The sequence below is a fragment of the Aeromonas sp. s9 genome, assembly GCF_040907765.1.
In the GTDB taxonomy this organism is placed as follows: domain Bacteria; phylum Pseudomonadota; class Gammaproteobacteria; order Enterobacterales; family Aeromonadaceae; genus Aeromonas; species Aeromonas caviae.
On sequence record NZ_JBFOCK010000103.1, the window covers coordinates 57,883 to 71,885 of the forward strand.

Genomic DNA, 14,003 nt, shown 5'->3' on the forward strand with positions numbered 1-14,003 from the left:
CCGCCTTTGTCATTTCTGCTCCGCGCCTGAACGGGTCGAGCGCATGGCGCGCTCCAGCTGCTGTGCCGTCTGCTCGGGGTTGGCCCTGGCGTCGTTGAAGAAGCTGCTCAGCACATCCATGATCCCCTGGCGCATGTTGGTGGGCACCGCCATCCCCTCCGCCATGCTGGGCAGCAGGTTATCCTGTTGCTCGGCGTGGAGGAAGTCCTGATAGGAGCGGATGGCGCAGCGATCGAACTTGCTCATGTCCGGCTTGATGAGTGCCGGGATGGAGCCCTTCACCCGGTTGAACTCCTCCTGAAAGCGCGGTGTCATCAACAGCCTGGCCAGCTCGCCCTGGGCCTGCAACTGGGCGGGATCCCGCTGCTTGAACATGGCGATAGAGTCGAGGTTGTAGCTGAACAGCCCCTGGCTGCCCGGGCTTGGCAGGCACTCGATATCCTCGCCGGGGCGGTAGTTGCCAGCGCTCAACTCTCCCTTCACCCAGTCCCCCATCACCTGCATGGCGGCGCCGCCGCTCTCCAGCAGGTTGGTGGCCTGGTGCCATTTCAGGCCGGCGTATTTCTCGGGCACATAGGCGCGCAATTGCTGAAAGCGAGTCAGCACCCGCACCATGTCGGGGCCGGTCAGGGTGGCGCTGTCCTGTTCGAGGAAGGCCTTGCGATAGAAGGTCTTGCCCCCTTCGCCGAGGGCCACCGTTTCGAACAGCACCGCGATCTGCCAGGGTTCGTTACCGATGGCGAGGGGGGTGATGCCCTGCTCCTTGAGCTTGTCCGCCACCGCCACGAACTGAGCCCAGTCGGTGGGGGGCTTGAGCCCCTGTCGCTCGAATACCTTGCGGTTGAGCCACAGCCAGTTGACCCGGTGGATGCCGGTGGGGACCGCCATCAGGGCGCCGTTCTGGCTGAGTGTGTCGCGCACCATGGGGGGCAGCTGAGGGTACCAGCCGAGGTGCTCGGCCATGGGGGTGAGATCGCGCAGAAAGCCCAGGCTGCCCCACTCGTGCAGCTCGAACCCCTTGAGGTGGGCCGCCTCCGGCGGGTTTGCCGCCAGGGCCCGGCTCTTGAGCACCGTCATGGCGCTCTTGCCGCCCCCCCCCTGTACTGCGAAGTCGTTCCACTGGTTGCCCTGTTCGGCCCACTCGGACTTGAGCACTTCCACGGCCCTGGCCTCGCCGCCGGAGGTCCACCAGTGCAATACCTCCACCTGGGAGGCGCAGACGGGCAGGGAGAGCAGGGCGATGACAGAAAAAGACAACCACTTCATACATTACTGCCTTGGTAGGGAGAGGGTGGCCTGCAGGCCGCCCTGGGGGCGATTTTCCAGCACCAGGTCGCCGCCGTGGGCGTGGGCTATGTTGCGGGCGATGCCAAGGCCCAGCCCGGTGCCGGCGGCATCGGTGCTGAGGCGGTAGTAGGGCTCGAAGATGCGCTCGAACTGATCGTCCGGCAGACCGGGCCCCTCGTCCATGATGAAGAGGATCAGCATCTCCTCGTCATCCATGATGATGATGCGCACCTTCTGGCCGTACTTGATGCCGTTGTCCACCAGGTTGCCGATGCAGCGCTTGAGGGCCAGCAGCTTGCCGCGATAGGGCCACTTGCAGTGGCCCTCGATGGTGAGCAGATCCTCGTGCAGGTTCATGGCCTCCGCCATCTGCTCCAGCAGGGCGTTGACGTCGATCTGCTCGAGGTTCTCGTGAATGTCCGTCTCTTTGACCGTCTGCAGCGCCCCTTTGACCATCAGCTCCAGCTCGTCCAGGTCCTTGTTGAACTTGGCGATCTGCACCTCGTCGTCCAGCAGTTCGACCCGCAGTCGCAGCCGGGTGATGGGGGTCTTGAGGTCGTGGGAGATGGAGCTGAAGAGGCGCTCCCGATCGTCGATGAAGCGGCGAATGCGCTGCTGCATGATGTTGAAGGCGCGGGTCGCCGCCACGATTTCGGAGGCACCCTCCTCCTTGAGGGACGGCTGGTCGATGTCCTTGCCGAGGTTGACCGCTGCCTTGGCGAGGCGACGCAGGGGGCGGGTCTGCCAGCGCACCAGCATGAAGGTGAAGAAGCAGAGGAAGACCGTCATCAGGGCGATGAAACGCACCTGGTTGCTTGGCATCACGGTGTCATCCAGCGTCATGTAGGGGGCGGGCAGCAGGGCCGCCAGATAGAGCCACTCCCCCGGTTCTATCTCGATCTGGGTCACCAGCACCGGCGGATTGATGGGCTCCAGGGACAGGGTGTAGCGGGCCCAGGAGGAGGGAAGATCCGCCAGCAGGGTGTCGTTGTTGAAGACGTGCAGCTCCTCGGGGCGGGAGAAGTCCACCTTGATCGCCATGGCGTCGGAGAGCTTGCGGCTGAGCACCTCCTGCACCTCTTTGAGCACCAGCGTCTTGCGCTCGCTGTCGGGGATGGCGCTGATGTGGATCTCTTCCTCGTTCAAGGAGACGAAGAAGCGGCTGCCCCCCATGTTGCGCAGCTGATCCAGGGCAATGTGGCGGTATTGCAGGGGCAGGGACTTGAAGAAGTTGACGGTGGAAGCCGCCGACAGCGCCAGGTTGCGGGTGGTGCTGAGCATGCCCTCCAGCTCCCGCTTCTGGATCTGCTGCATCCAGATGCCGGTGAGGATGGTCTGGGAGAGCAGGATGGCGAGCAGCAACAGCAGCAGCATCCGCGACAGCAGGGAGCGGGGCACCAGGGCCCGCCAGAACTTCTGCCCCGTCATGGCAGCGTGTGTCTCTTGTCGATCAGCATGGGGTGCTTACCTCTGTGCCTTGCCGTTGCCCCGTGATGGGTCTCTCTTCTGCCCGTTCAAGGCCTCGCCGCAGCGTCTGTCTGTTACGGGATCTCGTGGACTTCGGCGATCAGCATGTAGCCGCTGCCGCGAATGGTCTTGATGATGCGCGGGCTCTTGCCGTTGTCACCCAGCTTCTGGCGCAGGCGGCTGATCTGCACATCGATGCCGCGCTCCATGGGCAGGCTCTCGCGACCGCGGGTGGCGTCCGAGATGGTATCCCGGTCCAGCACCACGCCGGGCTGCTGCAGGAACATGCCGAGCAGCAGGGCATCACTGCCGGAGAGATCCAGCAGGCTGCCATCTTCGTGGGTCAGCTGGTGGCTCAGGGTGTCCAGGGTCCACTCGGCGAAGCGCAGCCGACGGCTCGGTTCCTTCTCTTTCTCCGGCTGGCGGAATTCGGCGCGGCGCAGCAGCGCCTTGATGCGGGCCTGCAGTTCGCGCGGGCTGAACGGCTTGGCGATGTAGTCGTCGGCGCCAAGTTCCAGACCGATCACCCGGTCAGCCTCGTCGGAGGCGGCGGTGAGCATGATGATGGGTACCTGGGAGTCGCGGCGGATCTGCTGGCAGAGGGTAAAGCCGTCGTCGCCGGGCATCATGATGTCCAGAATGATGAGGTCCGGGCTGTGCTGGGCCAGTTGTTGGCGCATCTCGTTCCCTTCAGCCGCGGTCAGTACCTCGAAACCGGCCCGGGTCAGGTACTCGTTGAGCAGCTCGCGGATCTCCCGATCGTCGTCGACGATAAGCAGTTGTTTGCTCGTTGACATATGTATGTGCATCCACCCATTTTTTTGTGCAGATTGAACCTGTCGGGGGAGTAAAAAGCAAGCAAGCCCCCCCTCTAATGTGAAGTTATGGGCAATATAGCCTCAGGATTGGCCCCGATCGCGGGAAAAGAATAAAAAAGGCCGACCCAAACGGGCCGGCCAACACGCAGATTCCGACGGCAGGAGCGCACCCCGTGTGGCGCGTTCCACAGACTCGACAGCCGACCCGGTATTCGTGATGGGGCCGCTGTGCCGGGAAGCAGGGCCGCCTTCTGTCTGTTGTTGCCGCCCCGAGGCGGCGTCCCTGACCGGTGAGCAGTCAGGGGCGATTCACTTACACCCGTTCGAACACGGTGGCGATGCCCTGACCCAGGCCGATGCACATGGTGGCGACTCCTAGGGTGGCGTCCTTCTCTTCCATCAGGTTGATCAGGGTGGTGGAGATGCGGGCACCGGAGCAGCCGAGCGGGTGACCCAGGGCGATGGCGCCACCGTTGAGGTTCACCTTCTCGTCCACCAGGTCTTGCAGACCCAGATCCTTCACGCAGGGGAGGGACTGGGCGGCAAACGCCTCGTTCAGCTCGAACAGGTCGATGTCGCCGACGGTCAGACCGGCCCGCTTGAGCGCTTTCTGGGTGGCCGGCACCGGGCCGTAACCCATGATGGCGGCGTCACAGCCGGCGATGGCCATGGCGCGCACCCTGGCGCGGGGCGTGAGGCCGAGGGCCTTGGCGCGATCCGCACTCATCACCAGCATGGCGGCGGCGCCATCGGACAGGGCCGAGGAGGTGCCGGCGGTGACGGTACCGTTGACCGGGTCGAACACCGGGCGCAGCTGGCTCAGCGTATCGACCGTGGTCTCGGGGCGGATCACCTCGTCATAGTCGTAGAAGAAGCGGGCGCCGCTGGCGTCGTGCCCTTCCAGCCCGACGATCTCCTTGGCAAAACGCCCTTCCACGGTGGCGGCGTGGGCACGGCGGTGGGAGCGGGCGGCAAACTCGTCCTGCTGCGATCGGCTGATGCCGTGCAGCTTGCCGAGCATCTCGGCGGTCAGCCCCATCATGCCGGAGGCTTTCGCCACCGACTTGGCCATGCCGGGGTGGAAGTCCACCCCGTGGCTCATGGGCACGTGGCCCATGTGCTCGACGCCGCCGATGATGAAGATATCCCCATCACCTACCTGAATGGCGCGAGAGGCATCGTGCAGCGCCTGCATGGAGGAGCCGCACAGGCGGTTGACGGTGACCGCCCCCACCTGCTTGGGAATGCCGGCCAGCAAGGCGGCGTTGCGGGCAATGTTGAAGCCCTGTTCCAGGGTCTGCTGCACGCAGCCCCAGTAGATATCCTCGATCTCGTTCGGGTCGAGGTTGGGGTTGCGCAGCAGGATGGATTTCATCAGGTGCGCGGACAAGTCTTCTGCACGCACGTTGCGGAAGGCGCCGCCCTTGGACCGGCCCATGGGGGTCCGGATACAGTCGACAATGACTACGTCTTTCATGAATGGATCTCCTTTCCGCAATCAGTAGAAGGTGTTGCCCTGGGCGGCCATCTCACGCAAGCGGTCGCTGACGCGGTAGAGCGGGCCCAAGTCGGCATACTGGTCGGCCATGGCCACGTAGCGATCCAGACCGATAGTGTCCAGATAGCGGAACACGCCGCCGCGGAAGGGAGGGAAGCCCAGGCCGTAGACCAGCGCGATGTCGGCTTCGGCTGGTGTGGCGACAATGCCCTCTTCCAGGCAGAGCACCACCTCGTTGATCATCGGGATCATCATGCGGGCGATGATGGCTTCCTTGTCAAAGTCCTGCTTCGGCTTGGCGATGGGGGCCAGCAGCTCGTAGCTGGCGGCGTCGGCCACCTTCTTCGGCTTGCCCTTCTTGTCCTGCTCGTAGGCGTAGAAACCCTTGCCGTTCTTCTGGCCGAAGCGGCTGGCGTCATACATTACGTCGATGGCGGTGCGGCCTTCCTTGCTCATGCGTGCCGGGAAACCCTGCGCCATCACGTCACCGGCGTGGTGGCCGGTGTCGATGCCGACCACGTCCAGCAGGTAGGCGGGGCCCATGGGCCAGCCAAACTCCTTCTCCATCACCTTGTCGACGGCGGCGAAGTCGGCGCCATCGGCGACCAGCTTGTTGAAGCCGAAGAAGTAGGGGAACAGCACGCGGTTCACGAAGAAGCCGGGGCAGTCGTTGACCACGACCGGGGACTTGCCCATGGCGGCGGCGTAGGCCACCACGCGGTTGATGGTTTCATCGGAAGTTTGCTCGCCGCGGATGATCTCCACCAGCGGCATGCGGTGCACCGGGTTGAAGAAGTGCATGCCGCAGAAATTCTCGGGGCGCTTCAGTCCCTTGGCCAGCAGGGAGATGGGGATGGTGGAGGTGTTGCTGGCGAGCACGGCGTCTTCGCCGATGATCCCTTCCACTTCGCCCAGCACGGCGGCCTTCACTTTCGGGTTCTCGACCACAGCTTCGACCACCACGTCCACATGCTTGACGTTGTCATAGCTGAGGGTCGGCGTGATGGCGGAGAGCACCTGGCCCATCTTGATGCCGTCGATGCGGCCGCGCTCGAGCTGGCCGTTGAGCAGCTTGGTGGCCTCATTCATGCCAAGTGCCAGCGCCTTCTCGTTGATGTCCTTCATCACCGCCGGGATGCCCTTGCTGGCAGACTGGTAGGCGATGCCGCCCCCCATGATGCCGGCACCCAGCACGGCGGCATGGCCGGTGGCCTTGTTTGCCTGCTTGGCGGCCTTCTTGGCCAGCGCCTTGATGTGCTGATCGTTGAGGAAGATACCGACCAGCGCCTTGGCCACGTCGGTTTTCGCCAGTTTGATGAAGGTGGCGGCCTCGGCGGCCAGCGCCTCGTCACGGCCCATGCCGGCGGCGGCTTCCACCGTCTTCACGGCGGCCATGGGGGCCGGATAGTGTTTGCCCGCCACGGCGGCAACCATGCCGGCGGCGGTGGTGAAGCTCATCATGGCTTCCAGTTTGGAGAGGCGCAGCGGGGCCTTCTTGGCGGCGCGGCGGCCCTGCCAGTCCAGCTTGCCCTTGATCGCGTCCTTGATCATCTGCACGGCGGCGCTGTGCAGCGCGTCGGGGGCGACCACGGCATCGATGGCACCCACCTTGAGGGCGTCATCGGCACGGTAATCCTTGCCGGTGGTGATCCACTCCAGCGCGTTGTCGGCACCGATCACCCGCGGCAGACGGACAGTGCCGCCAAAGCCGGGCATGATGCCGAGCTTGGTCTCGGGCAGGCCGATCTTGGCGCTGGTGTCGGCCAGCCGGAAATCGGTGGAGAGAATAGTCTCGCAGCCGCCGCCCAGAGCATGGCCCTTGATGGCGGAGAGGGTGGGCACGGGCAGATCTTCGATGGCGCTGAAGATGTCGTTGGCCTTCTTCAGCCAGCCGAGCAGATCTTCCTGCGGCAGATCGAACAGTTCCAGGAATTCGGTGATGTCGGCGCCGACGATGAAAGCGTCTTTGCCGGAGGTGAGGATCAGACCCTTCAAATCGGCTTGTTGCTGTAATGCGGCGATCGCTTCGCTCAGGGAGAGCAGGGTAGCGCGATCCAGCTTGTTGACTGAACCCGGGGCATCAAACCTCAGTTCGGCAATGCCGTCTTCGAGGTAGCTGACCGTCAGGGTTTCGCCTTGGTAGATCATGAGAGTGTCTCCTTGTTCCCACTCTGTGGGGAATGGTGCTCCTTTATCCCCAGCAGGGGGCGAGGCTCACTATTGATCCAAAAGGAGACATTTTCAACACCTATTTAAAACATTTGTTTAACAGTTGTCGAGTAAAAGCTCTTCATCACAAAACGGGCAAAAAGAGGCGCCTTGCGGCGCCTCCGATGGAGATGAGCGTGGTATCAACTGGCCAGTTCCGGCCGATTGCGATACTGGTTCAAGACCTCGGGATCGGCGAGGGCGTGGGTATTGTTGACGGGGCGGTTGTGCACCACTTCCCGCACCGCCAGCTCTACTATCTTGCCGGACTTGGTGCGGGGGATGGCATCCACCTGCAGGATGCGGGCAGGCACATGACGGGCGGTGCAGTGCTGCTTTATTTGCTGGCGGATCCGCTCGCGTAGCGGCTCATCCAGCTTGCAGCCCGCCTTGAGCTTGACGAACAGCACCACTCGCTCGTCCTGTTTCCATTGCTGGCCGATGACGATGCTCTCCTCCACCTCGTCCAGCTGCTCTACATAGCGGTAGATCTCGCTGGTGCCGATGCGCACGCCGCCCGGGTTGAGGGTCGCGTCGGAGCGGCCGTAGAACAGGATGCCGCCGGTCGGGGTCAGCTCGATCCAGTCCCCGTGGCACCAGATGTTGTCGAACCGCTCGAAGTAGGCGGCGTGGTACTTGTCGCCGTTTTCGTCCCCCCAGAAGTAGATGGGCTGGGCCGGGAACGGCTTGGTGCAGACCAGTTCGCCCTTTTCACCCAGCACCGGCTGGCCCGCTTCGTTGAATACCTGCACCGCGAGACCGAGGCCGCGCCCCTGGCTCTCGCCGCGATAGACGGGGCTCAAGGGGTTGCCGATGACGAAGCAGGAGCAGATGTCGGTGCCGCCAGAGATGGAGCTGAGCTGCACATCCTGCTTTATCTGCTGGTAGACATAGTCAAACCCCTCCGGCGACAGCACGGAGCCGGTGCTGCAGATCAGCCGCAAGTGCGGCAAGTCGTGGGTCTTGATGGGGGCATAACCCTGCTTGTGCAGCGCATCGAGATACTTGGCCGAGGTGCCGAACAGGGCGACCTCTTCGTCCCGTGCCAGATCCCACAGCACGTTGCCATCCGGGTAGAAGGGGGAACCATCGTAGAGCACCAGGGTGGCGCCGGAGGCGAGGGCGCTCACCAGCCAGTTCCACATCATCCAGCCACAGGTGGTGAAGTAGAAGATGCGCTCCCCCGGCTTGATGTCGCAGTGTAACTGGTGCTCTTTCAGGTGTTGCAGCAGGGTGCCGCCAATGCCGTGCACGATGCACTTGGGTTTGCCGGTGGTGCCGGAGGAGTAGAGGATATAGAGCGGGTCATTGAAAGCCATGGGCTCGAAGGCGAGCTGGGCATCATGCTGGCTTGCCAGCAATTGCTGCCAGTTGTGACCAAGCTGCAGCGGGTTGCCGAGCAGGGGGATCATTACCGTCTGCTCTAGGCTGTCGAGCTGACCGACGACGCTGGCCACCTTGTCCTGAATGTCGATGGCCTTGCCGCCGTAGCGGTAGCCATCCACCGCGAACAGCACCCTGGGACGGGTCTGGCCGAAGCGCTCCACCACGCTGGCCTCGCCAAAATCGGGGCTGGTGGAGGTCCAGATCGCGCCGAGGCTGGTGGTTGCCAGCATGGCCACCACGGTTTCCGGGATATTGGGCAGGTAGGCTGCGACCACATCACCCCGGCCTATGCCCTGGCTGCGAAGCCACTGGGCCAGGCGGGCGACCTGATCTGCCAGCTGATGCCAGCTCAGGGTCCGGCTTGGGGCCCCTTCAATGCGGGAGATAATGGCCGGGCTCTCATCCTGACGGCGCAGCAGGTTCTCGGCGAAGTTGAGCTGGCTGTCGGGGAACCAGCGGGCGCGCTGCATCTCCTGGCGGTTCTCCGCCACAATGTTGCCAAGTTCGCCCTTGACGCCGCAGTGCTGCCACACCAGGGGCCAGAAGCGGGTGGTCTTCTCCACCGACCATTGATACAGGTCGGCATAGCTGCGCAGTTGCAGACCATGGAAGTGATTGACCTCGGCCATGAACTGGTGGAGGTTGGAGTGCTGCATCCTGTCCTGATCCGGTGTCCACAGACAAAGGTTTTGCATGAGTCGTTCCTGACGGCTGATATCTACTGTCTGTGGGCAGTGTATTGAATTGTTCTTTGTTTGTTAATTGTCTGTTTTATCCTCATAACAAAAAGCCTGTAACCTATGCGTTACCTCACGAAGCGAAAGCCGGGTGGCTCGAGCCTTGATTCGCTTGATGTTATGCTGAAGTCACATTCGCCCGGAGCAGGACGCCATGAGCAGTTACAGCCAACTTTTTGCCCAGCATCTCGACACCCTTCAGCAGCGTACCCGCGACATCCTGCAACAACAGGGTCTTGGCGGTCTCGCTATCCACTCCGGCCAGACTCATCGTATCTTCCTCGATGACCAGGATTATCCCTTCAAGGTGAATCCCCAGTTCAAGGCCTGGCTGCCGGTGCTGGACAACCCTCACTGCTGGTTGCTGGTGGATGGCGTGAGCAAGCCGGTGCTGCTGTTCTACCGGCCGGTGGACTTCTGGCACAAGGTGGCGGAGTTGCCCAACGCCTTCTGGGTCGACTTCTTCGACATTCGCTTCCTGACTCGCCCGGAGCAGGTTGCCGATCACCTGCCGGCCAACAAGCAGGAGTGGGCCTATCTGGGCGGCCATCTGGAAGTGGCCGAGCTGCTGGGACTGGGTCAGCCCAATCCGGAGGCGGTCCTCAACTACCTGCACTACCACCGTGCCTACAAGACGCCCTATGAGCTGGAATGTCTTCGCGATGCCAACCGCATCGGCGTGCGCGGCCACATCGCGGCCAAGGACTCCTTCATGGCGGGGGCGAGCGAGTTCGAGATCAACCTGGCCTACATGAAGGCGGTCGGACAGGGGGCCAATGAGGCGCCCTACGGCAACATTGTTGCCATCAACCGCAATGCGGCCATCCTGCACTACACCCATCTCTCCACCCAGCGGGTGCCGGATGCGGAGCGTTACTCCTTCCTCATCGATGCCGGTGTGGACGTGCACGGTTATGCCTCCGACATTACCCGGACCTGGGCCTGGCGCCGCGGTGAGTTCGCCGATCTGATCGCAGCGCTGGATGCACAGCAACAGGAGATCGTCGACGAGATCAAGCCGGGCCGCCGCTACAGCGAGCTGCACCTGCAGATGCACCACAGGCTGGCGCGCCTGCTGCAAGCCACCGAACTGGTAGACATGTCGGTGGACGAGATGATCCACACCGGGGTGACCAATGTCTTCTTCCCCCACGGTCTCGGCCACTTCCTCGGCCTGCAGGTACACGATGTCGGCGGCTTCATGCAGGATGAGCGCGGCACCCACCTGGCGGCCCCCGAGCAGTTCCCTTATCTGCGCTGCACCCGGGTGATGGAAGTGGGCCAGGTGTTCACCATAGAGCCGGGTCTCTACTTCATCGACAGCCTGCTGGAGCCGCTGCGCCAGGGTGAGCAGGGCAAACGGGTCAACTGGAACAAGGTGGAGGCGCTGCGTCCCTATGGTGGCATTCGCATCGAGGACAACGTGGTGCTGCATGCCAACGGGGTGGAGAACCTGACCAGACAAGCAGGGCTCTGATGGCGACGGATTACCCCATACCGGCAGCCCCGTTGGAGGTGAGCGAAGAGATCAAGAAGAGCCGCTTCATTACCTACATCGCCCACACTCCGACCGTCGAGGCTGCCAAGGCCTGGATCGACGAGATCAAACAGCAACACCCGGGAGCCCGGCATCACTGCTGGGCTTTTGTCGCCGGCGCCCCCCAAGACAGCCAGGTTTATGGTTTCAGTGATGATGGCGAACCCTCGGGCACAGCGGGAAAACCCATGCTGGCCCAGTTGATGGGGGCCGGTCTGGGTGAAGTCGCCGCCGTGGTGGTGCGCTATTACGGTGGAGTGCTGCTGGGGACCGGTGGCCTGGTTAAGGCCTATGGCGGTGGTGTGGGGGCAGCACTCAAGCAACTTGAAACCTGTATCAAGCGTCAGCTGACCTCTTCCGTGATCCAGTGTGACTACACCGACATGGGGGCCGTGGAGTCCCTCATCTCTGCCCATCAAGGGCAGTTGCTGGTGGCCGATTATGGTGCCAGCGTCACCCTTCAGGTAGCGTGGGAGTCTGCGTTCTGGGCCCGTATCGCACAGGAATTGACCGACCGGACCCAGGGTCGGGTATCCCTTCGTCCCTTAGATGGCTAGAATCCATCGCTCTTTTAGTTTGAAGAGGGAGCCGGAATGCAGATTCTGAGCATCATTCGTATCGTCGGTCTGCTGGTTGCCCTGTTCAGCTCGACCATGCTGCTGCCCGCGATGGTCGCTTTTGGGTATCGTGATGGCGGTGGTACTGAGTTCGTCAACTCCTTCGTCATAGCCCTCCTGCTCGGCCTCCTGCTCTGGTTCCCCAACCGCCACCAGAAAAAGGAACTCAGGTCCAAGGAAGGCTTCCTCATCGTGGTGCTGTTCTGGGTGGTGCTGGGGAGCGTGGGTGCCGTCCCCTTCATCATCAGCGACGTGCCGAACATGTCGGTCTCGGAGGCATTTTTCGAGTCGTTTTCCGGCCTGACTACCACGGGCGCAACGGTGCTGACCGGGCTGGACAATCTGCCCAAGGCGTTTCTCTTCTACCGCCAGCTGCTGCAATGGCTCGGTGGCATGGGGATCATCGTGCTGGCGGTGGCCGTGCTGCCGTTGCTCGGCATCGGGGGCATGCAGCTCTATCGCGCCGAGATCCCGGGGCCCGTCAAGGACAACAAGGTGACCCCGCGCATCGCCGAGACGGCCAAGGCGCTCTGGTTCATCTATCTGTTGCTGACCTCCCTCTGCGCTCTCGCGTACTGGATGGCGGGGATGACGTTGTTCGATGCCATCTGCCACTCCTTCTCCACCTTGTCGGTTGGGGGGTTCTCGACCCACGACGCCAGCATCGGTTTCTTCGACAGCCCGGCCATCAACCTGATCACAGTGGTGTTCCTGTTGCTGGCGAGCGTCAACTTCGCGCTTCACTTCATGGTGTTTGCCCATAAGCCGGTGCGCGTGAGCAGCTATCTGCGGGACTCCGAGCTCAAAGTGTTTCTGAGCATCCAGTGCGTGCTGGTGCTGATCTGTTTCGTCTCTCTGCTGTTCCACGGTCATTACGCCACCTGGCAGGAGGCGCTCAACCATGGCCTGTTCCAGGCGGTGTCGCTGGGCACGACCACCGGCTACAGCACGACCAGCTATGCGGAGTGGCCCTCCTTTCTGCCCATGCTGTTGATGTTCTCCGCCTTCATCGGCTGTTGTGCCGGCAGTACCGGGGGAGGCATCAAGGTGATGCGCTTCATGATCCTGTTCCTGCAGGGGATGCGTGAACTCAAACGGCTGGTGCATCCGCGGGCCATCTACACCTTGAAGCTGGGGCGGCGTGCCGTACCGGAACGGATCGTGGAAGCGGTCTGGGGCTACTTTGCCACCTACATCATCCTGTTCTTCATCTTCATGTTGTTGCTGCTGATGACGGGGCTGAACGAAGTGACGGCCTTCTCCGCCGTGGCTGCGGCATTCACCAACGTGGGGCCGGGTCTGGGGGAGGTGTCGGCCAACTTCGGCAATATCTCGGCCACTGCACAGTGGATATTAATCGTGGCCATGTTGTTTGGTCGATTGGAAATCTTCACACTTCTGGTACTGTTTACTCCTGCATTCTGGCGTAGTTGAGGTTGGTATGGACAAGATTTTGGTGCTTTATTCTTCCCGGGACGGGCAAACACGGAAAATCGTGGATGTCATGCTGGAGGAAATATCAGGATGCGAAGTGGTGATGCACGACCTGCACACCCTGCCCATGTGCAACCTCAGCAAGTATGCCAAGGTGTTGATTGGCGCTTCCATTCGCTATGGTAACTTCCACCCCAGCCTGCTTAGCTTCATACACGCACATCATGAACAGTTGGAAGTAGCCAATGCGGCGTTCTTCTGCGTGAACCTGACGGCACGCAAGCCCGAGAAGCAGACGCCGCAGACCAACGCCTACATGAAGAAGTTTCTGCGCCTCTCTCCCTGGAAGCCCAAAACTCTGGGGGTGTTTGCCGGGGCATTGCAGTACTCCCGTTACAACTGGTGGCAGACCCGCATCATCCAGTTGATCATGAAGATCACCGGGGGCAGCACGGATACCAGCAAGGATCTGGAATTCACCGACTGGGACAAGGTGCGCGGCTTTGCCCGTGAATTTTGGTCAAAAAAGTAACAGTGACGTCATTCAGAGCGGCCAGAGCCCTGCGTAAGCAGGGCTTTTTGTTTGATAAGTAGGCGTTCGAGCCACAAATCGGTAAAAAGGACTATTTTTCGCAAAATAGCCCTTGTCATCCCGGCGCGGCTCCCTATAATGCGCCCCTACCAGCACGGCGGACCACGCCAACCTGATGAGCCAGCTTCCTTAGGAAGTGGGCGCCGAAAGAAAAGCGAAAACAACCGCTTGACTTTCGAAGTGAGGAGCGTAAGATGCGCCTCCTCAACGCGATAAGCGTGACGCTCTTTAACAATTTGAATCAAGCAATCTGTGTGGGCACTCACAGCATCGAGCATCAAAAACAATTTTTGATTTTCAATGTCTGATGAAGTGACCAAAGCAACTTTTTAGTTGCAGCAGTTAATTCAGCAATTCATTGAGCCGCTTTTCGAAGCAACCAAACTTAAATTGAAGAGTTTGATCATGGCTCAGATTGAACG

General features: G+C 61.7%; 10 protein-coding genes. 4 read left to right on the plus strand and 6 right to left on the minus strand.

Annotated elements, in window-relative coordinates:
• Positions 1-9 precede the first annotated feature (9 nt).
• The 6 genes from AB5Y54_RS20020 to AB5Y54_RS20045 form a co-directional block, all read right to left on the minus strand.
• Positions 10-1,266 (minus strand): ABC transporter substrate-binding protein, encoded by a 1,257-nt coding sequence (locus AB5Y54_RS20020; RefSeq protein WP_039041362.1) that lies wholly within the window; start codon positions 1,264-1,266, stop codon positions 10-12.
• Between the two features lie 3 nt (positions 1,267-1,269).
• Complete coding sequence (locus tag AB5Y54_RS20025) at positions 1,270-2,715, minus strand: ATP-binding protein (RefSeq protein WP_010672412.1); 1,446 nt, start codon at positions 2,713-2,715, stop codon at positions 1,270-1,272.
• Between the two features lie 113 nt (positions 2,716-2,828).
• Positions 2,829-3,551 carry a response regulator gene (locus tag AB5Y54_RS20030; RefSeq protein ID WP_010672413.1) on the minus strand — a complete coding sequence of 241 codons (723 nt, stop codon included), beginning with the start codon at positions 3,549-3,551 and terminating at the stop codon, positions 2,829-2,831.
• Between the two features lie 334 nt (positions 3,552-3,885).
• Positions 3,886-5,070, minus strand: coding sequence for an acetyl-CoA C-acyltransferase FadA (gene fadA, locus AB5Y54_RS20035; RefSeq protein ID WP_199252926.1), 1,185 nt, complete (start codon positions 5,068-5,070; stop codon positions 3,886-3,888).
• Positions 5,071-7,218 carry a fatty acid oxidation complex subunit alpha FadB gene (gene fadB / locus AB5Y54_RS20040; protein WP_368154230.1) on the minus strand — a complete coding sequence of 716 codons (2,148 nt, stop codon included), beginning with the start codon at positions 7,216-7,218 and terminating at the stop codon, positions 5,071-5,073.
• 203 nt (positions 7,219-7,421) lie between these two features.
• Positions 7,422-9,359 carry an acetoacetate--CoA ligase gene (locus AB5Y54_RS20045; RefSeq protein ID WP_368154231.1) on the minus strand — a complete coding sequence of 646 codons (1,938 nt, stop codon included), beginning with the start codon at positions 9,357-9,359 and terminating at the stop codon, positions 7,422-7,424.
• A gap of 196 nt (positions 9,360-9,555) precedes the next feature.
• Between AB5Y54_RS20045 and pepQ the strand changes: the two genes are divergently transcribed.
• The 4 genes from pepQ to hemG are packed head-to-tail and all read left to right on the plus strand — an operon-like array spanning position 9,556 to position 13,521.
• Positions 9,556-10,878 (plus strand): Xaa-Pro dipeptidase, encoded by a 1,323-nt coding sequence (gene pepQ / locus AB5Y54_RS20050; protein WP_043156014.1) that lies wholly within the window; start codon positions 9,556-9,558, stop codon positions 10,876-10,878.
• Positions 10,878-11,495, plus strand: coding sequence for a YigZ family protein (locus AB5Y54_RS20055; protein ID WP_049636382.1), 618 nt, complete (start codon positions 10,878-10,880; stop codon positions 11,493-11,495). The genes pepQ and AB5Y54_RS20055 overlap by 1 nt, the downstream gene beginning before the upstream one ends.
• A 36-nt stretch (positions 11,496-11,531) precedes the next feature.
• Complete coding sequence (locus AB5Y54_RS20060) at positions 11,532-12,989, plus strand: TrkH family potassium uptake protein (protein ID WP_048209300.1); 1,458 nt, start codon at positions 11,532-11,534, stop codon at positions 12,987-12,989.
• A 7-nt stretch (positions 12,990-12,996) separates the two neighbouring features.
• Entirely contained in the window at positions 12,997-13,521 is a 525-nt protein-coding gene (gene hemG / locus AB5Y54_RS20065; protein ID WP_029313439.1) for a menaquinone-dependent protoporphyrinogen IX dehydrogenase, read from the plus strand.
• Positions 13,522-14,003 lie beyond the last annotated feature (482 nt).

Coding starts and splice junctions, on each gene's coding strand:
- AB5Y54_RS20020 (WP_039041362.1), bottom strand. CDS start 1,266: ATGAAGTGGTTGTCTTTTTCTGTCATCGCCCTGCTCTCCCTGCCCGTC.
- AB5Y54_RS20025 (WP_010672412.1), bottom strand. CDS start 2,715: ATGACGGGGCAGAAGTTCTGGCGGGCCCTGGTGCCCCGCTCCCTGCTG.
- AB5Y54_RS20030 (WP_010672413.1), bottom strand. CDS start 3,551: ATGTCAACGAGCAAACAACTGCTTATCGTCGACGACGATCGGGAGATC.
- fadB (WP_368154230.1), bottom strand. CDS start 7,218: ATGATCTACCAAGGCGAAACCCTGACGGTCAGCTACCTCGAAGACGGC.
- AB5Y54_RS20045 (WP_368154231.1), bottom strand. CDS start 9,359: ATGCAAAACCTTTGTCTGTGGACACCGGATCAGGACAGGATGCAGCAC.
- pepQ (WP_043156014.1), top strand. CDS start 9,556: ATGAGCAGTTACAGCCAACTTTTTGCCCAGCATCTCGACACCCTTCAG.
- AB5Y54_RS20055 (WP_049636382.1), top strand. CDS start 10,878: ATGGCGACGGATTACCCCATACCGGCAGCCCCGTTGGAGGTGAGCGAA.
- AB5Y54_RS20060 (WP_048209300.1), top strand. CDS start 11,532: ATGCAGATTCTGAGCATCATTCGTATCGTCGGTCTGCTGGTTGCCCTG.
- hemG (WP_029313439.1), top strand. CDS start 12,997: ATGGACAAGATTTTGGTGCTTTATTCTTCCCGGGACGGGCAAACACGG.